Source organism: Massilia psychrophila (assembly GCF_002760665.1).
Lineage (GTDB): Bacteria > Pseudomonadota > Gammaproteobacteria > Burkholderiales > Burkholderiaceae_D > JAFCUW01.
The window spans coordinates 17190-38092 of record NZ_PDOB01000013.1 but is presented as its reverse complement, the minus strand read 5'-3'; the positions used below and the strand labels follow the sequence as shown (position 1 = coordinate 38092).

23 protein-coding genes are annotated in these 20903 nt (G+C 64.3%); 10 read left to right on the top strand and 13 right to left on the bottom strand.

Going from position 1 to position 20903, the window contains the following annotated elements:
* Positions 1-8: 8 nt before the first annotated feature.
* Positions 9-689 (bottom strand): ABC transporter ATP-binding protein, encoded by a 681-nt coding sequence (locus CR103_RS10225; protein ID WP_099915963.1) that lies wholly within the window; start codon positions 687-689, stop codon positions 9-11.
* A gap of 41 nt (positions 690-730) precedes the next feature.
* Positions 731-2014 carry an efflux RND transporter periplasmic adaptor subunit gene (locus CR103_RS10220; protein WP_229442988.1) on the bottom strand — a complete coding sequence of 428 codons (1284 nt, stop codon included), beginning with the start codon at positions 2012-2014 and terminating at the stop codon, positions 731-733.
* 401 nt (positions 2015-2415) lie between these two features.
* Between CR103_RS10220 and CR103_RS10215 the strand changes: the two genes are divergently transcribed.
* Both CR103_RS10215 and CR103_RS10210 read left to right on the top strand, forming a co-directional pair.
* Positions 2416-3774 carry a sigma-54-dependent transcriptional regulator gene (locus CR103_RS10215; RefSeq protein WP_099915888.1) on the top strand — a complete coding sequence of 453 codons (1359 nt, stop codon included), beginning with the start codon at positions 2416-2418 and terminating at the stop codon, positions 3772-3774.
* Positions 3764-4984, top strand: a complete 1221-nt coding sequence (locus CR103_RS10210; protein ID WP_099915887.1) for a sensor histidine kinase — start codon at positions 3764-3766, stop codon at positions 4982-4984. Before CR103_RS10215 ends, CR103_RS10210 begins: the two co-directional genes overlap by 11 nt.
* On the opposite strand, the gene CR103_RS10205 is transcribed toward CR103_RS10210, so the two are convergent.
* The 8 genes from CR103_RS10205 to CR103_RS10170 all read right to left on the bottom strand — a co-directional run bounded on the left by CR103_RS10205 (position 4974) and on the right by CR103_RS10170 (position 13049).
* A complete protein-coding gene (locus CR103_RS10205) occupies positions 4974-5444 on the bottom strand; it encodes a GNAT family N-acetyltransferase (protein WP_099915886.1) in 471 nt (156 codons plus the stop codon). The genes CR103_RS10210 and CR103_RS10205 overlap by 11 nt on opposite strands.
* A gap of 25 nt (positions 5445-5469) precedes the next feature.
* Entirely contained in the window at positions 5470-6513 is a 1044-nt protein-coding gene (locus CR103_RS10200; RefSeq protein ID WP_099915885.1) for a histone deacetylase family protein, read from the bottom strand.
* Positions 6514-6566: 53 nt separating this feature from the next.
* The gene (gshA, locus tag CR103_RS10195) at positions 6567-8159 is read right to left on the bottom strand and encodes a glutamate--cysteine ligase (RefSeq protein ID WP_099915884.1); all 1593 of its coding nucleotides are present in this window, start codon (positions 8157-8159) and stop codon (positions 6567-6569) included.
* 184 nt (positions 8160-8343) lie between these two features.
* Positions 8344-9186 (bottom strand): peptide chain release factor N(5)-glutamine methyltransferase, encoded by an 843-nt coding sequence (gene prmC, locus CR103_RS10190; protein WP_099915883.1) that lies wholly within the window; start codon positions 9184-9186, stop codon positions 8344-8346.
* Positions 9183-9653 (bottom strand): disulfide bond formation protein B, encoded by a 471-nt coding sequence (locus CR103_RS10185; protein ID WP_099915882.1) that lies wholly within the window; start codon positions 9651-9653, stop codon positions 9183-9185. Before CR103_RS10185 ends, prmC begins: the two co-directional genes overlap by 4 nt.
* Before the next feature lie 90 nt (positions 9654-9743).
* Positions 9744-10820, bottom strand: a complete 1077-nt coding sequence (prfA, locus tag CR103_RS10180; RefSeq protein ID WP_099915881.1) for a peptide chain release factor 1 — start codon at positions 10818-10820, stop codon at positions 9744-9746.
* Between the two features lie 74 nt (positions 10821-10894).
* A complete protein-coding gene (gene hemA, locus CR103_RS10175; RefSeq protein WP_099915961.1) occupies positions 10895-12169 on the bottom strand; it encodes a glutamyl-tRNA reductase in 1275 nt (424 codons plus the stop codon).
* A gap of 184 nt (positions 12170-12353) precedes the next feature.
* Entirely contained in the window at positions 12354-13049 is a 696-nt protein-coding gene (locus CR103_RS10170) for a response regulator transcription factor (RefSeq protein WP_099915880.1), read from the bottom strand.
* 233 nt (positions 13050-13282) lie between these two features.
* On the opposite strand from CR103_RS10170, the gene CR103_RS10165 reads away from it, so the two are divergent.
* On the top strand, positions 13283-13786 hold the full coding sequence (locus CR103_RS10165; RefSeq protein WP_099915879.1) for a hypothetical protein: 504 nt from the start codon (positions 13283-13285) through the stop codon (positions 13784-13786).
* 15 nt (positions 13787-13801) lie between these two features.
* On the opposite strand, the gene minE is transcribed toward CR103_RS10165, so the two are convergent.
* Genes minE through minC form a run of 3 tightly spaced genes read right to left on the bottom strand, consistent with a single transcriptional unit; the run spans position 13802 to position 15677 of the window.
* The gene (gene minE, locus CR103_RS10160; protein WP_099915878.1) at positions 13802-14053 is read right to left on the bottom strand and encodes a cell division topological specificity factor MinE; all 252 of its coding nucleotides are present in this window, start codon (positions 14051-14053) and stop codon (positions 13802-13804) included.
* Position 14054: 1 nt separating this feature from the next.
* Positions 14055-14870, bottom strand: a complete 816-nt coding sequence (gene minD / locus CR103_RS10155) for a septum site-determining protein MinD (RefSeq protein ID WP_099786742.1) — start codon at positions 14868-14870, stop codon at positions 14055-14057.
* Positions 14871-14900: 30 nt separating this feature from the next.
* Positions 14901-15677, bottom strand: coding sequence for a septum site-determining protein MinC (gene minC, locus CR103_RS10150; RefSeq protein ID WP_099915877.1), 777 nt, complete (start codon positions 15675-15677; stop codon positions 14901-14903).
* A 489-nt stretch (positions 15678-16166) separates the two neighbouring features.
* On the opposite strand from minC, the gene CR103_RS10145 reads away from it, so the two are divergent.
* The 7 genes from CR103_RS10145 to CR103_RS10125 all read left to right on the top strand — a co-directional run bounded on the left by CR103_RS10145 (position 16167) and on the right by CR103_RS10125 (position 20699).
* Positions 16167-17345 (top strand): acetyl-CoA C-acetyltransferase, encoded by a 1179-nt coding sequence (locus CR103_RS10145; RefSeq protein WP_099915876.1) that lies wholly within the window; start codon positions 16167-16169, stop codon positions 17343-17345.
* Positions 17346-17391: 46 nt separating this feature from the next.
* Positions 17392-18132 (top strand): acetoacetyl-CoA reductase, encoded by a 741-nt coding sequence (gene phbB, locus CR103_RS10140; protein ID WP_099915875.1) that lies wholly within the window; start codon positions 17392-17394, stop codon positions 18130-18132.
* Positions 18133-18284: 152 nt separating this feature from the next.
* A complete protein-coding gene (locus tag CR103_RS22630; RefSeq protein ID WP_180279349.1) occupies positions 18285-18446 on the top strand; it encodes a hypothetical protein in 162 nt (53 codons plus the stop codon).
* Positions 18447-18549: 103 nt separating this feature from the next.
* Positions 18550-18684 (top strand): hypothetical protein, encoded by a 135-nt coding sequence (locus tag CR103_RS23845; RefSeq protein ID WP_267873985.1) that lies wholly within the window; start codon positions 18550-18552, stop codon positions 18682-18684.
* Positions 18685-18722: 38 nt separating this feature from the next.
* Positions 18723-19691, top strand: a complete 969-nt coding sequence (gene pip / locus CR103_RS10135) for a prolyl aminopeptidase (RefSeq protein ID WP_370659434.1) — start codon at positions 18723-18725, stop codon at positions 19689-19691.
* 67 nt (positions 19692-19758) lie between these two features.
* Positions 19759-20205: a DUF2721 domain-containing protein gene (locus tag CR103_RS10130; protein ID WP_099915960.1), complete on the top strand. Its 447-nt coding sequence runs from the start codon at positions 19759-19761 to the stop codon at positions 20203-20205.
* A 41-nt stretch (positions 20206-20246) separates the two neighbouring features.
* Positions 20247-20699, top strand: coding sequence for a hypothetical protein (locus tag CR103_RS10125; protein ID WP_099915873.1), 453 nt, complete (start codon positions 20247-20249; stop codon positions 20697-20699).
* The last annotated feature ends 204 nt before the right edge of the window (positions 20700-20903 follow it).

Here is a 20903-nt window from a genome sequence, read left to right as displayed (position 1 = left end):
CCCGCCTTTCAAGCCGCTTGCAGCGCGTCGACCACGATGCGCCCGTCGAGCAGGTGCAAGGTGCGCGAGGCCTGCGCCGCGTGCGCCGGCGAGTGGGTCACCATGATGACGGTGGTGCCTTCGGCGTTGATGTCGCGCAGCAGGCGCATGACTTCGTCGCCATGCGCGGTATCGAGGTTGCCGGTCGGTTCATCGGCCAGCAGCATGGCCGGCCCGGCCACCAGCGCGCGCGCGATCGCCACCCGCTGCTGCTGGCCGCCCGACAGCTGCGACGGCCGGTGCGTGGCGCGGTGGGCGATGCCGAGGCGCTCGAGCATGGCTTTCACCCGTGCACGTCGTTCAGGCGCCGGCGTGCCCGTATATTCGAGCGCCAGTTCGACATTCTCGAACACCGACAGCTCTTCGATCAGGTTAAAACTCTGGAAAATGAAACCGACCCGCCCGCGCCGCAACGTATTTAGCTTCGCTTCGCTCCAGCCGGCCACGTTCTGGCCTTCGAACCAGTACTCGCCGCTGTTGGGCACATCGAGCAGGCCCAGAAGGCTTAATAAGGTCGACTTGCCGCAGCCGGAAGGCCCGGTGATGGCGACGTATTCGCCAGCGTCGATGTCGAGGTCGATGCGGTCGAGCGCGGTCGTCTGCACTTCGCCGGCCAGGTGGATCTTGCAAACGCCTACAAGTTTGAGCATGGTATTTACCTTTTTATTCAACTATTTATTTGCTTAATTGTCTATTTGATCAATTGCAGGCGCTCGGTTTTTTCGAACGCCGCGTAACTCGATACGACCACCTGCTCGCCTGGCGCCAGGCCCGCCAGGATCTCCACTTGCGTATTGCTGCGCCGGCCGCTGCGTACCGCGCGCCGCGTCACCGTTGCGCCGTCGCGCGCCACCACGAACACCCAGGCGCCGCCGGTCTCGTTGAGGTAGGCGCCGTTCGGCAGCAGGATTGCCTTGCCCGGTTCGCCCAGTGTGATCTGGGCGTCCAGGCTTTGCCCGGGACTGAGCAGCGGCGGCTGGCCTTCGGTAAACACCATCTCGAGCGTGAAGCGGCCCTCCTTGATCTGCGGGTAAATCGTGCTGACGTCGGCCGCATACATCTTTTCGCCCTGCCTGACGCTGGCGTGGCGGCCCACCGTCACCCGGTTCAGATAAAACTCGTCGACCAGCGCCGACAGCTTGAAGCGGTTCGGATCGTCGATGCGGCCGATGTGCTGGTCGGTCTTGACGGTCTCGCCCACCTGCAGGCGAAAGCCGGTCAGCATGCCGTCGCCTGGGGCCCGCACGGCCAGCGCATCGACCGTGGCGGTCACCAGCAGCAGGCCCGATTGCAGGCCAAGAATTGCCTTTTCCATCTGCGCCAGCGCATTGCCGCGAACCCGCGTTTCGGTGTCGGCGGCGTCCTGCTGCTGGCCGAAGGCGCGCCGTTGCAGTGCCAGCTTGTCGCTTGACTCTTCCAGGGCAACGTTCGATATGAACCCTTGCGCCGCCAGCCTGGCATGGCGGGCATGCTGCTTGTCGGCCTGCGCCAGCGCGAACTCGAGATCGAGCAGGCGGCGCTGGTGGTCGGTGCGGCCGGCTTCCTGCGCCACCCGCAGGTTCGACAGGTTAGAGATCTGCTGCGCGTGTTCGGCCTGGCGCGCCAGCAGCTCGAGATTGCGCTGCGGGTTTGACAGGCGAAACAGCAATTGGCCTTTCTTGACCATTGCGCCGTCCCTGGCGAACACTTCCTCGACGCGGCCCGATTCGACCGAATCGAGGATCACGGAATTGAGCGGCTCGGCGCTGGCGCGCACCACGACATCGTCGAGAAACACGCCTTGTTCGACGACGGCGATGCGCACGTCGCGCGACGCCACTTGCAGACCGCGCGGCATGAAGTGCCATCCGGCAAAGACACTCGCCCCGACCAACACTGCGCCGGCTCCGATGCGGGCGAACATCGGGCCGCGCCGCTTCGGCACCCGCGTGTCCATCGCCGCGCCGCTGGCGACGTGCTGTGAGATTCGGTCCATCCGTGGGTTCCGTGAAAAGTGAGGTCAGGAAGGGCATTGCAAGCGCCGTGCCATGCTTGACATCACATGTTTGCGGACGCTTTTCGCACGTTCTGTCCGTATCCGCACAATCGCAGGTGTTCGAAAACGAACACGCTCTCCGTCTCTCCCGCAAACCCCAGAGCCGTCGTCCCCGGCCGGACACGTCGTCCTCGCGAATGCGGGGACCCAATTTTTCGGCAATATCGACAATGCCTGGCTTCGTCCGTTAAAAAGATGATCAACTAATCGGGCAAATTGGGTCCCCGCGTGCGCGAGGAGGCGTTTTCGCCAATGGCGAGGACGACGTCGAAAGTGGTTGATGGTAACGTCATGCCTGCTGCTAGAATGGCAAGTAATTTCACCTCACCCTCTCGTATCGAATGGCCGACAACGCTGCCAGCATCCTGATCCTCGACGACGACCCTGACGTCGCCTGCGCCGCCCAATTGCTGTTGCGCCGCCTGCATGGCAAGGTGGCGACGCTGAACGACCCCGCCGGGCTGGCTGCCGTGCTGGCGGCCGGGGTGCCCGATGTCGTCCTGCTCGACCTTAATTTTACGCCCGGGCGCATCGACGGTGCACAAGGGCTGGCGCTACTGGACCAGTTGCGCGCCCAGGCCAGGCCGCCGGCGGTGATTGCATTGACCGCTTACGCCGATGTGCCGCTCGCGGTCGAAGCGCTCAAGCGTGGCGCCAGCGACTTCATCACCAAACCGTGGGACAACGCCCGCCTGGTCGCCGCCGTGGCCAACGCGCTGGCGCGCCGCGCCGGCGCGGCGCCATCCAGCGCGAACACCGCGCTGATGGGTGAATCGGCGCCAATGCGCGACGTGAAGGCGATGGTGGCCGGCGTCGGCCCGACCGAGGCGAACGTCATGATCCTGGGCGAAAACGGCGTCGGCAAGGAACTGGTGGCGCGCGCGATCCACGCGGCGTCGCGCCGCGCCGGCGCTACCTTTCTCGCGATCGACATGGGCGCGCTGCCTGAATCGACCTTCGAGAGCGAATTGTTCGGCCATCGCAGGGGCGCGTTCACGGACGCCAAAGCCGACCGTGCCGGCCGCTTCCAGGCTGCGCGCGGTGGCTCGCTGTTCCTCGACGAGATCGGCAACATGGCGCTGGCCGGCCAGGCCAAGCTGCTGACGGTGCTGGAGCGGCGCGAAGTGACGCCGCTTGGCGCCGACCGCGCCGAGGCCATTGACGTGCGCATCGTCAGTGCCACCAATCTCGATGAAACGCGCCTGTTCGATCCGGCCGTGTTCCGGCCCGACCTGCTGTTTCGCTTGAATACCATCGTCATCCGCGTACCGCCGCTGCGCGAACGGCGCGATGATATCCCGGCGCTGCTCGGCCACTACCTGGCCCTGTACGAACGCCAGTACGGGCGGCCGGCGCGCATGCTGGCCGACGGCGCGCTCGACCGATTGCACCGCTTTGACTGGCCCGGCAACGTGCGCGCGCTGCGCCACGCCTGCGAGCGGGCCGTCATCCTCGGCAGCGAGCTGCAATACGGCTTCGCCGATTTCGGCCTGGCTGATTCCCACCGTACCGGCGCCGCCGTGTTTGCCGCGCCGGCGCCAAAGCCGGCCGCGCTTGAGCTCTTCCAGCTCGGCGTACTCGAACGCGACACCATCGCCGCGGCCCTCGAACAGGCGAAGGGGAACATCAGCCATGCGGCGAAAATGCTCGGCGTCAGCCGCGCCGCGCTGTACCGCAAGCTTGGCAAGCATGGTATCTGACCGGCGCGTCAAGCTTACCGTGCTGGCCGCGCTGGCGGGCCTGCTGGCGCTGGCCGCGGGCGCCGGCGCCGCTCACCAGTCGCCGCGCCTGATAGTGGCGTGCGCGCTGGCGGCGCTGCCGCTGGGCGGCTTGCTGTGGCACGGCTTGAATGGCTTGGGTTCGCGCAGCGCCGTGCGCGCGGAACTGCGCGACCCGGTGCCGATCGACCGCCAAAACCTGGTCGATAATGCGCTGGTGTCAGAGGCGCGGATGGAACACGCGCCGATCGCGCTGTTTCGCGTCGGCCCGGCGGGCGAAGTGTCGGCGCTCAACGCCAACGCGCGCCGGTTGGTGGCGCCAGGGCGCGCCAGCGACCCGGCCGCTTTGTACCGTCAGCTGGCGGCGCAGCCGGTCGACCAGCGCGGCATGATCGGCTTCGACACCGAACGCGGCATCGAGCGCGCGCTGGTGTCGGTATCGGCGCTCACCTTGCACGGCAGCGCGCAGCGGTTGGCAGCATTGATGCCGGTCGAGAGCGAGCTCGAAGCCGAAGCCCTCAACGCCTGGCGCCAGCTGGTCCATGTGCTGACCCATGAAATCATGAATTCGTTGACGCCCGTGGCGTCGCTGTCGCGCACCGCCTGTGCGCTGCTCGAGGAGTTCGGCAGCGCACTGCCGGCCGACGTCAGCGCCGACCTGGTCACCGCGCAGGGCGCCATCAGCCGGCGCGCCGACAGCCTGGTCGCTTTCGTCGGCAGTTACCGCAGCCTGTCGAACCTGCCCGAAGCGCGCCCCGAGCGGGTCCGTCTTGCCAGCTTGTTCGAGCGGATCGCGGCGCTGGTCGACCCGGCCTGGCGCGCGCGCGGCGGACGCACCTGCTTCACGGTCGAACCGCAATCGCTGGAGCTGATGGTCGATGCCGGCCAGCTCGAACAGGCGCTGATCAACCTGCTGAAAAATGCGCTGGAAGCGGCGTCGGGGGCAGCTCCCGAGGCGCAGGTGACGGCACGCCTGGCCCGCGGCGGACGGCTGCGCATCGAGGTGCTTGACAACGGCGCGGGCGTGCCCGATACGCTGGCGGCGCATATTTTCACGCCGTTCTTCACCACCAAAAAACAGGGCGGCGGCATCGGCCTGGCGATGGTGCGCCAGCTGGTTCACGGCAACGGCGGCACCGTGCGCTACGCCAGGTCGGTTGGCGCCGGCGCGCGCTTCATCATCAGCTTTTGACGATGGCCTGGCGCAGCATGTCGACGTGCATGATGCCGTCTTCTTCGTACGGCGCGCTGATGGTGACAAAACCGAAGCTTGCATAGAAAGCTTCCAGGTATCGCTGGGCGCCGATCTTGATGGCGTGGCCGGGATGCTGGCGTTCGGCGTGTTCGATGCCTTGCGCGAGCAGCTCGCGGCCGATGCCGGCCCCGCGCGCCGCTTTCGTCGTCAGCACGCGCCCGAGTGACATTTCGGTGTATTTGGCGCCTGGCGCGAGACAGCGCAGACAGGCCGCCAGATGGCGCCGGCCGTCGATGGTGCGCCAGCCGAGCAGGTGATGGGCGGCGGCGTCGAGCCCGTCGAAATCGTTGTAAAGGCACTGCTGCTCGAGCACGAACACTTGCTGGCGCAGGGCCAGCAGGTCGTACAGCTCGTGGCCGGAAAGTTCGGCGAAACTGCGCCACTGCCATTCTGTCATTGCAAGTCCTGAATCACTTGTTTATTCACGTCGCCGTCTCGAAGCCTTCCAGCACATTGACGACGTTGATGCCGATTTCGGCGACCGCGTAGCCGCCCTCCAACACGAACACGGTCGGCAGGCCAAGGTAGGCGATGCGTTCGCCGATGCGCAAAAAATCCGCGCTTTGCAAGGCGAAGTGCGACAGCGGATCGCCGGCGAACGCATCGACGCCGAGCGAAACCACCAGCGCGTCCGGCGCGTAGCCGGCCAGCCGGATGCAGGCCGTCTCCAACGCGGCAAACCATTGCGCCTTGCTGGACCCCTTCGGCAACGGCAGGTTCAGGTTGCAGCCTTCGCCGGCGCCGGCACCGGTTTCGTCGGCATGGCCGAGGTAGAACGGGTACTCGGCGCGCGGGTCGGCGTGGATCGACGTGAACAGCACGTCGCCGCGGTCATAAAAAATGTCCTGGGTGCCGTTGCCGTGGTGGTAGTCGATATCGAGGATGCCGACCCGGCGCGCGCCGTCGTCGAGCAGGTGCTGGGCGGCGAGGGCGGCGTTATTGAGGAAGCAGTAGCCGCCGAAAAAATCGGCGCCGGCGTGATGGCCGGGCGGGCGCGTCAGCGCAAAGGTGCCGCGCTCGCCGAGCCGCAGTGCATGGGCCGCATTGACGGCGCAATCGGCGCCGGTTTTGGCCGCGATCCAGGAGCCGGCCGTCAGAGGGGTGCCGCTGTCCATCGAGTACAGGCCCATGCGGGCGCTGAAGTTGTCCGGCTCGACATCGGCGCGCATGCCGCGGATCGGCCACACCGACGGCAGCGCGTCGCGGTCGGCATTGGCCGGGTCGAGCGCGAGCCAGTCGTGCCAGGCATTGCGCAAGAAGTGCAGGTAGCGCGGCGTATGGATCCGCTCGAGCGACACCAGCGGCACGCCGTGCGGAGTGACGATCTTGCCCAGTCCGCGGCGGCCCAGTTCGGCCACCACCAGGTCGGCCCGCTCCGGCTTTTCGAAGCAGGGCACGAGCGCGCCGCGGAACATCTCGTGGCGGCCACGGTGCTGCGCATGGTGTTCGTTAAAAAAAGTCAGCACAGGGTCTCCGCCGGTGTAGGTAGTCAAGCCCGTCAATCAAGCCCGCTTGCGCATCAGTCACAGCACAGTGTACTACCATTGTAGGCAGCGACGAAATCGTCAAAGTCCGGTCCCGGCGCCGCTTCGATCGCGGCCTGTTCCGTTCTTGACGTGGCCGCCAGTTCGTCGAACATCGCTTCCTCGGCCGGCATCAGCGCGCTGTCGCGAAAGTACGCCGCGTGCAGCGCGCTCTGGCGCAAGCCGAAAGCGGCCGACGAACCGATCGCGCGCACTTCGTCCAACACGCGCGCCGATGGCGTCAGCGCCGGATTGTCGATCTTCGCCTGCTGCGCCGCCAGCGAGGCCGCGTGCACGCCGTCGTCGTTGTGCTGGTCGTCGAGCAGCGCGGCGACCGGGCGGATTCTGCCGATTAATTCGCTCGCCCACGCCTGCAGTTCGATTTCCTCGCCGGCGCGCTCGAGCCTGAGGCCCGGACGCCGGCCCTCCTTGACGGTGCGGGCGAAATTGCGCGCGTGGACGGCGCTGTCAGGCGGCGCGATCAGCGGGCTGTCGTCGAGCGCGCAGAACAGCAAAAAGGCGTCGAGGAAGCGGCCGGTTTCGAGGCTGATGCCGACCGGCTCGAACGGATCGACGTCGAGGCAGCGCACTTCGATGTATTGCACGCCGCGCTTGCACAGCGCCTGGATCGGCCGCTCGCCGGTGCGGATCACGCGCTTGGGCCGGATGGTCGAATAGTATTCGTTCTCGATCTGCAGCACGTTGGTCGACAGCTGGATCCACTCGCCGTCTTTCTTGGTGCCGAGCGCCTGGTAGGGCGGGTACGGCCGGTTGACCGCATCCATCAACGTGTTGACGTAGCTCTCCAAACTATTCTCGTGCGGCGTCAGGCCGGACTGCGCGTCGTTCTGGTAACCAAAGTCGCTCATGCGCAGGCTGGTCGCATACGGCAGGAACAAGGTGTCGTCAGAGAGCGTTTCGAGCGCGTGCGCGCGCCCGCGCAGGAAGCTTGTCGACAGCGCCGGCGAGGCGCCGAACAGGTACATCAGCAGCCAGCTGTAGCGGCGGAAATTGCGGATCAGCGCGATGTAGCTCTCGGACTGGAAGTCGCGCAGCGGCATGCGGCGTTCGTGGGCGACGCCTTCGCTGCTTGACAGCACCTGCCACAGTTTTTCGGACAGCGAATAGTTGTAGTGGATGCCGGCGATGCATTGCATGCCCTTGCCGTAGCGCAGTGCCAGGCCGCGCCGGTACACGTGCTTGAGCATGCCGATGTTCGAGGTGCCGTAGTTGGCGATTTCGATGTCCGCTTCGTCCGGCAGCTCGCACGGCATCGACCCGCTCCACAGCATTTCGTCGCCCAGCTTGGTGTAAACGTAGCGGTGGATCGCGTCGAGCTTGTGCAGCGTGACGCTGATGTCGTGCTCGGCCGGCGTGATGAACTCGACCAGCGCTTCGGCATAGTCGGTGGTGATCTGCGGGTGCGTCAGGGCGGCACCGAGTTGCGCCGGATGCGCTGTGCGCGCCAGCAGACCGTCGCGGTCGACCCGCAGCGTTTCTCGTTCGATGCCGCGCAAGCCCTGGCCGAGCAGGGCGCGGTGCGCATCGTCGTCCAGCAGGGCGAGGCGGCGGGTCAGTTGGTTCGACACGGGTGATCCTTTCTTGTACTGCTTTTATTAATAACTTAATTGATAACTTAGTTGATAACTAAATTGACAACTCAATTGGCAACCCAATTGGTAATTTGTGCAGAGATTAACCGAAATACGCCAACTTCGCCCGTGGGCGCGAAATCCGGCGTGCGTCGGGTCGAGGTATGCCGAGTCACACCAGTCATACCTGAAATTGGCCGCCGGATACGCGTTCGATGCCGGACAGGTCGCGCCAGCTTTGCACGCCGGCGTAACCGTGCTTGCTGAGCAGTTGACGCACCCGGGCGGCCTGGTCGTAGCCGTGCTCGAGCAGCAGCCAGGCGCCGGGCGCAAGGTGGCTTGCGGCGCCGGCGACAATGGCGCGCAGCGCGGCCAGGCCGTCGGCGTGATCGGTCAGCGCGCAGATCGGTTCGAAGCGCAGATCGCCTTCCGACAAATGGCGGTCGCCGCTCGCGATATACGGTGGATTGGCGACGATCAGGTCGAAGCTTTCGCTGCCCAAGGCCGAGAACCAGTCGCTGTGCAGCAGGCGCACCGTGGCGCCATTGGCCGCGGCATTGGCGCGCGCGACGGCCAGGGCATCGACACTGGCATCCAATGCGCTCACGCGCGCATCCGGGCGGGTGTGGGCGATGGCAACCGCGATGGCGCCGCTGCCGGTGCCCATGTCGAGCACCGAGGCGCCTGGCAGCAGCCGCTCGAGTGCCAGTTCGACCAGCAGTTCGGTGTCCGGCCGCGGGATCAGGACGGCGTCGGTGACGCAAAAATCGAGGCCGAAAAATTCGCGTCTGCCGACGATGTAGGCGATCGGTTCGCCCGCCATGCGACGCGCCACCAGGGTAGTCAAGGCACCTGTCTCGGCGGCGTTGAGGACGCGGTCCGACTGGGTGATCAAACCGACCCGGTTCAAGCCCAACGCGTGGCACAGCAGGATGCGGTTTTCGAGCGGATCGAGCAGCATCGCCGCCTGCACCGCTGCGATGGTCACGCCGACAGGGATGCTCATCGCGGAAGCGATGCTCATGCCCGCCGGCGCATTAACAGATAAGCCAGCGCGCCGGTGAGCAGCACGAACCACAGCCCCGACCACTGCGGAATCGACAGCCCGAGCAAGGTGTCGCGGGCATCTTCGCACAGGCCGTCGGCGCGGAACAGCCAGGGTAGCGCGGTGGCGCTCGGGATCTTGTTGAGCATTGTTTCCATCGGGTCGATGCCGCACGACAGGCCAGGATGGCTTAGCACCCACAGGTGCTTGCCGACCACGCCCACGCCGGCCAGCGCGCCGAGCAGGCCAAGTCCGGCGCCGATGCGCGGCTTGCCGCCGTAAGCGCCGATCGCGCAGCACACGGCAACGGCCAGGAACAGGTAGCGCTGGATCACGCACAGCGGGCAGGGCAGCAGGTTTTTCACGTGCTGCAGGTACAACGCGGCGCCGATCAGTGCGAGGCACACGGAGGCGATGGCAAGCAGGAGGCTACGGGAAGTGATCATAAGGTCCGGTGTGCAGGTTGGCAGTTTTGCGGGTTTGACGGCAAGGCTGATTTTCGCACAGGCGCGCGCAAGACCTCGCCGCTGCTTTTTTTAGTCGCCCAGCGCGGCCAGCAATTCGGCCTGGTGCTCGGCGGCCAGCGCGTTGGTCAGCTCGGTCAAGTCGCCGTCCATGATGAAATCGAGTTTATACAGCGTCAGGTTGATGCGGTGGTCGGTCATGCGCCCCTGCGGAAAATTGTAGGTGCGAATGCGCTCGCTGCGGTCGCCCGAACCGATCAGGCTCTTGCGGGTGGCCGCTTCCTTCGACTGCTGCTCGCGCAACTGCACGTCTTTGATCCGCGCGGCCAGCACTTTTAACGCCGAGGCCTTGTTCTTGTGCTGGCTACGGTCGTCCTGGCACTCGACGACGATCCCGCTCGGCAGGTGGGTGATGCGCACCGCCGAATCGGTCTTGTTGATGTGCTGGCCGCCGGCGCCGGAGGCGCGGTAGGTGTCGATGCGCAGGTCGGCCGGGTTGATGTTGACGTCTTCGACTTCATCGGCTTCCGGCATCACCGCCACCGTGCAGGCCGAGGTGTGGATGCGGCCCTGGGTTTCGGTGGCCGGCACCCGCTGCACGCGGTGTCCGCCCGACTCGAACTTGAGTTTCGAATAAGCATTGGTGCCGACCAGCCGGACGATCACCTCGCGGTAGCCGCCCAGGTCCGAGGCCGACTCCGACACCATCTCGACCTGCCAGCGGTTGCGCTCGGCGAAGCGGCTGTACATGCGCAGCAGGTCGCCGGCGAACAGCGCCGACTCGTCGCCGCCGGTGCCGGCGCGAATCTCGAGGAAGATGTTGCGCTCGTCGTTGGCGTCTTTCGGCAGCAGCATCTTCTGCAGGTCGATCTCCAACTGCGCCTGGCGCCCTTTGGCGCCTTCGATTTCCTCTTGCGCGAAGTCCTTCATGTCCGGGTCCGACAGCATGTCTTGCGCTTCGGTGAGATTGGCGCCGGCACGCTGGAACTGCTGGTACAGCGCGACCAATGGGCCGATCTCGGCGTGCTCGCGCGTCATCTTGCGGTAGCTGTCCATGTTCGACGTCGCGCCTTCGTGCATCAACAGTTCGTCGAGTTCGACAAGGCGGTTGGCCAGTTGGTCCAGCTTGGCCAGCATCGATGGTTTCATAGGGGGCTTTTTGTAGGTGGGAGAACGGCTCGCCTGGCCGCGGCCTGGTCCAGCAGAAGAGTAAAAGCGTGGCGCTAACGGCGGCCGCGGAACAACTGCGGCAGCAGCACCGCCAGGCGGGCCCGCTCGTCGCCCTCGGAGCGGTGCAGCGCCTGCTGTGGACCGTGCAAAAACTTGGCGGTCAGGCCTTTCGAGAGCGCGTCGAGCACGGCATCGGCGTCGTCGCCGCGCGCCAGCATCTTGCGGGCGCGTTCGAGTTCGAACAACCGCATCGCCTCGCTCGACTCGTGCAGATCCTGGATCACCGGCACCACCGCGCGGTCGCCCATCCAGTGCATGAACGACAGCACCCGCGTTTCGATGATCGCTTCGGCCTGCGCCACCGCAGCCTGGCGATGCTCCATCCCGGTCTGCACCAATTCGCCGAGGTCGTCGACGGTGTACAGGAAGACGTCGTCGAGGCGGCCGACTTCGGGTTCGATATCGCGCGGCACCGCCAGGTCGACCATGAACATCGGCTTGTGGCGGCGCGCCTTGATGGCCCGCTCGACCAGCCCGAGCCCGAGCAGTGGCAGCGACGACGCGGTGCACGAGATGACGATGTCGAACTGCCCCAGCTGCTCGGGCAGCGCCGACAGCATCATTGCACGGCCGTTAAACCGCGCAGCCAGCGCTTCGCCGCGCTCCATGGTGCGGTTGGCAATCGTGATCGACTTCGGGTGGTGCGCCGCAAAGTGGGTGGCACACAGGTCGATCATTTCGCCGGCGCCGATGAACAGCACGTTCTGGTCGGCGACCTTGTCGAAAATGCGCTGCGACAGGCGCACCGCGGCGGCCGCCATCGACACGCTGTGGGCACCGATCGCGGTGGTGCTGCGCACTTCCTTGGCGACCGAAAAACTGCGCTGGAACATCTGGTGCAGGTAGGTGCCCAGGCCGCCCGCCTCGTCGGCCATGCGCACCGCGTCTTTCATCTGGCCGAGGATCTGCGGCTCGCCCAGTACCATCGAGTCAAGTCCGGAGGCGACGCGGAAGGCGTGGCGTACAGCGTGGTCCTGCGGCAGCATGTACAGATGCGGACGCAGTTGCGCAACGTCGAGCTTGTGGTAATCGGCGAGGAAGTGGGCACTGGCGTCAAGGCCGTTGGGCGCGCGGCTGGCGGCGTACATCTCGGTGCGGTTGCAGGTCGACAGGATTGCCGCCTCGTCGCCGCCGCGCTGATCGAAGCGCGCAAACCAGCCGCGCGCGGCCCGCACCGCCTGGCCAAGCTGGTCAGGCGCAAGCGCCAGTTGCTCGCGCAGCGAGACGGGAGCAGTGGTGTGGTTGAGGCCGACGGCGAGCAGTTGCATTTGGGTGCGGATGGCAGCGTAAGCCAACATTATATCTTATGGGGTCTGACCCCGCGGGTCATGGGGTCAGACCCCGATGTTGACTTTTTGTGCGCTTGCGGATGGCACTAGCGCTACACGCCGGGGTCAGACCCGGCAAAGAAGAACCAAGCAGAACCGGGGTCTGACCCCTATGCCCTGACCCCTATGCCGCTGCGCCCATCTTCTCGAGCCGGTAGCCGTAGCTGTACACCGGCACCAGCCGGAAGCCGTTTTCCGGGCGCAGTTGCAGCTTGTTGCGCACCCGCGAGACGTGGGTGTCCATGGTGCGCGAGGGCACAGCGGTTTCGCGGATCCATACTGCTTCGTGGATGTAGGCGCGCGACAGTGGCCGGCCAATGTTGCGGAAAAACAGCAACGCCAGATAAAATTCCTTGTGGGTGACGTCGATCACCGAGCCGTCGTGCAGCAGCCGGCCGGGGCGGGTCTCGAACACGTACGGGCCGAATTGCAGCTGTTCGGCGCCGTTCTGCGACGGATAGGCGCGTCGCAACAGCGCCTGCACCCGCGCCAGCAGCTCGCCGCGCCGCAGCGGCTTGATCATGTAGTCGTCGGCGCCGGCGCCGACACCGGCAACAATGTCGTCCTCGCCGGAGTTACCCGTCACGAACATGATCGGCGCGTGCGACGGCAGCTTCTCTTTTGCCCGCCGCAACACCTCGACGCCTGACAGGTCGGCTACCTGCCAGTCGAGGATCAGCAGGTCGCAACTGTCCTTTTTCAGCATCCCGAGCATTTCCTTGCCGCTGTCAAAAGCCTGGCAGGCATGACCGGCCCCGGTCAAGACCTGGCAAATCAGGTCGGCCTGGCTGCGGTCCTTATCTAAGACGGCTATTTTCATAGGGGCTATCGGCAGACGTTAAGTGATATAAAGGGACTATCATACTTATACTAATGAATAGTTAACGTAAATATAACAGACTTTTACAAAAAATCGCCACCGCAATCTTTTTTTTTGTTGCCTGCAAGCGCAATCCTGTCGTGCATTCGGGCTGGGCTATTCCAAGGTACACTAAAACGTGTCGTTTTTGACTTGTTTATTGGCATAAAAAAATTTCAAGGGGAGGCGCCGCGATGGCAGACACGCTGACAACCGACTGGACGTTAATTCCGGGTAGCAATGATGAGATCGCCAAAGTGCGTGAGCGCTGCCGCCAACTGGTGCGCAAGCGCGCCACCATGGCGGCCGGTTTTTCGGCGGTGCCGTTGCCGGGATTCGATGTGGTGTCCGACATGACGTTGTTCGTGCGGCTAGTCGATGAAGTCAACGCCGCTTTCGGGCTGACGCCGCAGCAGGTCGAGCGGCTGCAGCCGAAATTTCGCCTGATGGCGTACGAGGCGGCGGTCGGGATGGGCGGCATGCTGGTGGGGCGCCTGGTGACGCGCGAACTGTTGATGAAACTGTTCAAGAAGGTGGGGGTGAAGATCGCCACCAAGACAGCGGCCAAGCTGGTGCCGATCGCCGGCTCGGTGGTATCGGCGGCGATCGGGTTTGCGATGTTCCGCCAGCTCGGCTACCAGCACGTCGAGGCGTGCGTCAAGGTGGCCGACAAGCTGCGGGTTGCGCGGCCAGCGTAGCCAGGTGAAAAAAACTCAGGCGTCCGGCAGCACCACGTTCACTTCGAGCACTTCAAGGTTGCCCTGGCGGTCGAGCGACAACTTGATGTTGTCGGCGTTCACCTTGGTGTACTTCGAAATGACTTCAATCAGTTCGCGATGCAGCGCCGGCAAAAAATCAGGTCCGCCGCGGCCCGTGCGCTCACGCGCGATGATGATCTGCAGGCGTTCCTTAGCTTCGCTGGCGGTCTTTGCCTTGGGTGGGAACAGGAATGAAAGCAGTGCCATATTACTTCGTCCCAAAAATGCGCTGCAGAAAGCCCGGCTTTTCGTAGCTGGTGAACCGCAGCGGCAGGTCGGCGCCGAGGAAGCGCGATACCACGTCTTCGTACGCCTCAGCGACGTCGGTGCCCTTGAAGTGGATCGCCGGGTTGCCTTGATTGGAGGCGTGCAGCACCGATTCCGATTCCGGAATGATGCCGATGAGCGGGATGCGCAGGATTTCCTGCACGTCCTGGTACGACAGCATTTCGTCGTTTTCGACCCGTTTCGGCGAGTAGCGGGTAATCAACAGGTGTTCCTTGACCGGCTCGGCGCCGGTCTGGGCGCGGCGCGACTTGGCCTGGATGATGCCGAGGATGCGGTCGGAGTCGCGTACCGACGACACTTCCGGATTGGTGACGATGATCGCTTCGTCGGCAAACGTCAGCGCCATCAGCGCGCCGTGTTCGATGCCGGCGGGCGAATCGCAGACGATGTATTCGAAGCCCATGTTGATCAGGTCGTGCAGCACGCGCTCGACGCCTTCTTCGGACAGGGCGTCCTTGTCGCGCGTCTGCGAGGCCGGCAGGATGAACAGGTTTTCGCAGTGCTTGTCTTTGATCAGCGCCTGGTTCAGGGTCGCTTCGCCGTTGACGACGTTGATCAGGTCATACACGACGCGCCGTTCGCAGCCCATGATCAGGTCGAGGTTGCGTAGGCCGACGTCGAAATCGAGAACGGCGGTCTTGTGGCCGCGGGAAGCCAAGCCGGTGGAAAAACTGGCGCTGGAGGTAGTCTTGCCGACGCCGCCCTTGCCGGATGTCACAACAATAATTCGTGCCACAAATAGGTCCTTTGAAAATATACTGGGGGATTAGGCTCGGGAAGCCGGACTGAGCGATAGTATATCGATTCGGTCCCCCACCAATCGGATTTGCGCCGGCTGGCGCGCCAACTCGGGCGCGAAGCCGTCGTCGAAGGTGCGGTAGACGCCGGCGATCGACACCAGCTCGGGCTGCATGGACAGCGCGAAAATGCGCGCGTCGGTGTTGCCCGAAGCGCCAGCGAGCGCGCGCCCGTTGAGCGGTGCATAAACGTGGATGCTGCCGTCGGCAATGACTTCGGCGCCATTGTTGACGGCCGCGGTGATGATCAGGTCGCAGCCACGCGCGTAGATGCGCTGGCCGGCGCGCACCGGCGTGTCGATGATCATCGCGCCGGGCGAGATGACGGCGGTGGCCGGCTGCGCAGCGGCGGCAGCGACTGCGGCAACGGCGCGCGGCGCCAGGGCAGGGGTGGCTTCAATCTCGTCGCGCGGTTTGGCGCCGCTGCTGCTGCCGCCGTCGAGCGACAGGCCGCGCGCGCGGATGGCGTCGGCCATCGCCGGCGTCGCCCCGCGCACCGCCACCGCGTTCAGGCGGAACTTGCGCAACAGCTCGACTAGCGCGCGCCAGTCGATCGGCGGTGCGCCCGCGGCGATCGCGGTGACGTCGATGACGGCAAATTCATCTTCGAAAAAATCCGATACCCCGCCCGTCATTTGCTTGAGCGCGGCGTCGATCGCCAGTGTGTCGGCCGAGTAAAGGATCGTCGAGATGGCGACAACCGTGGAAATCTTGATTTCGATGGGAAGGGACGAGGTTTTTTGCATAAACGAAAATCGTGAGTGTCGGGCGGGCATCGCCCAATTGCTTCAGGCCCGTGCATTCTACTGTGAATATTGCCGAACAGGGAGTGTTTGCAAGGTCGTTCTCATAGGCAATAAACCCTAGGCCCGCTTGACTTGCTGGGTGACTGCCACGCACCGTGGACAAGGTTGCAATCAATATTTTGGCATTAGCGTAATCATCGATTGTTTTCAGTAAATAAGCTGATAAGATTGATATTGCTTAAACGCCGAGAGGAGTGGAAATTTAGTATAAATTCTTTGCCAACAAGGCAAAATCCGCGATTTCGGCGACTGACACCGGAGGCACGCCCACCTGGCGCCCTCCACCGCTGGTGCCAGCGGCCGCCGGTCGATCCCGGCGCCGCGCCGCCAGCTTTGCAGTAAGGACCGATGGCGTTTCCCGCGCTGGTTGTGCGGGGCGCCGCTTGACAACCAGGCTGGCCAATGGCGCCAGCAACCTCGGAGAAAAAAATGGAAGATGTCGTAATCGTGGCCGCTGGCCGTACCGCCGTCGGCAAGTTCGGCGGCACATTGGCAAAAATCCCGGCCGTCGACCTCGGCGCGCATGTGATCAGGACCTTGCTGGGCAGGATCGGCATCGATCCGGCCACCGTCGACGAAGTCATCATGGGCCAGGTGCTCACCGCCGGCGCCGGCCAGAACCCGGCGCGCCAAGCCACCCTCAAGGCCGGCCTGCCTGACATGGTGCCGGCCTTTACCGTCGGCAAGGTCTGCGGCAGCGGCCTGAAGGCGACCCACCTGGCGGCCCAGGCCATCAAGTGCGGCGACGCCATCATCATCATCGCCGGCGGCCAGGAAAACATGAGCGCCTCGCCGCACGTGCTGCCCAATTCGCGCGACGGCATCCGCATGGGCGACGGCAAGCTGGTCGACACCATGATCGTCGACGGCCTGTGGGACGTCTACAACCAGTACCACATGGGTGTCACCGCCGAAAACGTCGCCCGCAAGTACGACATCTCGCGCGCCGACCAGGATGCGTTCGCCCTGGCCTCGCAGCAGAAGGCCGAGGCGGCCCAGAAGGCCGGCAAGTTCAAGGACGAGATCATCCCGTTCGAGATCCCTTCCAAGAAGGGCGCCACCATCTTCGACACCGACGAGTATCCGAAGCACGGCAGCACGCTCGAAGCGCTGACGGCGCTGCGCCCGGCATTCAACAAGGAAGGCACCGTCACCGCCGGCAATGCGTCCGGCTTGAACGACGGCGCCGCTGCCGTCATCATGATGTCGGCGTCGAAGGCGAAAGAACTCGGCCTGACCCCGCTGGCGCGTATCAAGGCCTATTCGTCGGCCGGCCTCGACCCGGCCATCATGGGCATGGGCCCGGTCTCGGCCACCCAGCTGTGCCTGAAAAAAGCCGGCTGGACCCACGAGGACGTCGACCTGATGGAAATTAACGAAGCGTTCGCCGCCCAGGCGCTCGCGGTCAACCGCGAGATGGGCTGGGACACCAGCAAGATCAACGTCAATGGCGGTGCCATCGCGCTCGGCCATCCGATCGGCGCGTCCGGCGCGCGCATCCTGGTGACGTTGCTGCACGAAATGATCCGGCGCGACGCCAAGCGCGGCCTGGCCAGCCTGTGCATCGGCGGCGGCATGGGCGTCGCATTGGCAGTCGAGCGGGACTGATCCCTTTTTTTCACAGCAGCGCGATACCAAAACCAGGAGATGAAAAATGTCTAGAGTTGCATTAGTGACCGGCGGTATGGGCGGTTTGGGCGAAGCCGTATGCATCAAGCTGGCGGCCTTGGGTTACACCGTGGTGACGACGTATTCGCCCGGCAGCACCAAGGTCGAAGGCTGGCTGGCGGCAACCAGGCAGATGGGCTACGAGTTCAAGGCGTACGAATGCGACGTCGCCGACTACGATTCCGCGCAGGCCTGTGTGGCGAAAGTCGTCAAGGAAGTTGGCCCGATCGAAGTGTTGGTCAACAACGCCGGCATCACGCGCGACATGACGTTTAAAAAAATGGACAAGCCGAACTGGGACGCCGTGATGGGCACCAACCTCGACTCCGTCTTCAACATGACGAAGCCGGTGTGCGACACCATGGTCGAGCGCGGCTGGGGCCGGATCATCAACATCTCCTCGGTCAACGGCCAAAAGGGTGCCTTCGGCCAGACCAACTACTCGGCCGCCAAGGCCGGCATGCACGGTTTCACCAAGGCGCTGGCGCTGGAAGTGGCGCGCAAGGGCGTCACCGTCAACACCATCTCGCCCGGCTACATCGGCACCAAGATGGTGATGGCGATTCCGCAGGAAGTGCTCGACAGCAAAATCATCCCGCAAATTCCGATGGCGCGTTTGGGCAAGCCGGAAGAAGTGGCCGGCCTGGTCGCTTACCTGACGTCCGATGAAGCAGCGTTCGTCACCGGCGCCAACATCGCCATCAACGGCGGGCAGCACATGTATTGAGCTATAGGCGGCACAGTATCACCCGTCGTCCTCGCGCCAGCGGGGCCCCATGCTGCGTACGCCACATCGGCGACATCTGCTCAGTATGGGTCCCCGCTTCGCGAGGACGACGATTTTAGGGGTAGCGTTTTCTTCTGACTTCGGAGGGGCACATGGCGCTCACTGCAAGACCGTATCTGCGCTCGTTGTCCCTGCGCGACATTGCCAAGCTGTCGCTACACGCCGACGTCACCTTCCTCATCGGCGCAATCGGCGCCGGTAAATCGACCGTTGGCGGATTTCGACGGCGACGACATCCAGGAAACCGCCTATGAAGCCGGAACACTACGCGGCGACGCGCGATTTTCTCAACCATTGCGAACGCCGGCTGGAGCAGTTGCTGGGAGACGAACAGGGAAGACAGGAACAGGACCGCGAATGAAAACCTTGCCGCACGGCTGCGCCATCGTCAAGACGAACGAGCAGCACGCCTACCTGCAGCTGCCGGCCGGTTGCACTCTGGCGGTGGACGACGACGACGGCGTCGGTTTCGCCGTCAATACTTTTTTTTGAGTGCTCGCCGTGCAGGTTACAATCGTCTCTTCGCCACGATGAGAAATACCATGCACGAGAGCCAGCCGTCGCTGTTTCCGCCGATCATCGCGAACCGCCACGGCATGCTCGCGGTCGATTCGTTGCACACTATCTACTGGGAAGAGGTCGGCAACCCGGACGGCACGCCGGTGCTGTTCCTGCATGGCGGCCCCGGCGCCGGCCTGTCGCCGCAGCACCGCCGCTTCTTTGACCCCCGCCATTACCGCATCATCCTGTTCGACCAGCGCGGTGCCGGCAAGTCGACGCCGCTGGGCGAATGGCGCAACAACACGACCCAACTGCTGATGGAGGACATCGAAACCTTGCGTGCCATGTTCGGCATCAAACAGTGGCTGGTGTTCGGCGGCTCGTGGGGTTCGACCCTGGCACTGGCGTACGGCCAGGCCTACCCGGAGCGCTGCCTCGGCTTCATCCTGCGCGGTATTTTTCTGTGCACCGCGAGCGAGATCGACTGGTTCCTGCACGGCGTCGAGCAGTTCTATCCGGAGCTGTACGACGACTTCATCGCGCTTATCCCGGTTGCCGAGCGCGGCGACCTGCTGCAGGCGTACGTGTCGCGCATGCTGTGCGACGACCCGGCGCGCTACTGGCCGGCGGCGCGCGCCTGGAGCCGCTTCGAGGGACGCCGCGTGTTCCTGCGCCCGCAAAGCGAGGAGCCGGCGTCGGACACGCTCGACCTGGGCGTGGGGCGCCTCGAATCGCACTACATGGCCAACCTCGGCTTTTTCGAAGAAGGCCAGCTGATGCGCGACATCAAACGCATCGCCCACCTGCCGGCCTTTATCGTGCAGGGCCGCTACGACGTCATCTGTCCGCCGGTGTCGGCCTATCGCCTGCACCAGGCCTGGCCAGGCTCGCGCATACACATGATCGCGGACGCCGGCCATGGCGCGCTCGAAACCGGTATCGCCAGCGCGCTGGTGGCCGCCACCGAACAGTTCAGGCGTCTTGGCCGTTTCGAGTGACGCCCTGCTACACTGTCGGCCTGACGCTTCAAACAACCATCCAATAAGAATAGATCACAAGATGCCCTTGAATATCCAGATCAGCGATATCGGCCATGTGATCCAGCTGGCGATCGCGCCGGTGTTCCTGCTGACCGGCGTGGCTACCAAGCTGACGGTACTGACCAACCGGCTCGCGCGCATCATCGACCGTTCGCGCGTGCTCGAAGACCGGCTCGAAATCGGCGCGGACCCGCATTACACGGCCGAACTGGACATCCTGTACGGCCGCGCCCACCTGATCAACACCGCCATCACGCTGTCGACCGCCTGCGGCCTGCTGGTCTGCATGGTCATTGCGATGCTGTTTTTGGGCGATACCGCCAGCCTGCCGCTCGACAAATACATCGCCGCCTGCTTCGTGCTGGCGATGTTTGCGCTGATCGGCAGCTTCGTCTTCCTGTTGCGCGAAATTTTCATCGCCTCCAAAAACATGCGGCTCGCGCACAACGCGCGCCGCGCAACGGTGCGCTGACGGCGCGCCGGTGCCCTTACCTATTACCGGAACTTCTTATCATGCACGACTATCAACGCCCCCCAACCCTGTACCGCTACGCGGCGCGCGACGAACTCGAACTGGCGCTGCGCGAAGGCCAGTTCCGCCTGATGCCGGCCAATCAATGCCTGACGCTGTCGTTGTCGACCGTGTGGGACAAGTCGCTGTTCGACCTGCTGGACGCCGACAGCTGCCTGGTGATCCATAACAGCGAAGAATTCGGTGAACGCCTGCACCGCGCGGTGCAACGCATTTTGCCGACCTGGGCCGGGATCGACGGCGCCGTCGAATATGGCGTGCGCGCCGCGCTCGGCGTCGCCTTCACCAAAACGCTCGCCGAGGCCGCCGAATGTGAGTGGCAGTTCGCCTGGCGCCCGATGACGCCGCAAAGCAGGATGAATCCGCTGACGGTAAAGATCGGCAGCATCGAAGGCTTTGCCGAATTGCGCGAGCGCGACAGCTACGCCGGCTGACCCGTGCTGTCCGGGTGACGCCTGCGCAGAAATTGCGCACCAGGATGCGAAAATATTACGTTGACATTTGAATCGTCGTCCTTGCGCAGGCGGGGACCCAGTTTGCACGATAAGCTGATCAACTTTTGACGGACGATGCCGGGCGTTGTCGCTGTTCCCGGGAAATTGGGTCTCCGCATTCGCGAGGACGACGTGTAGTGACGT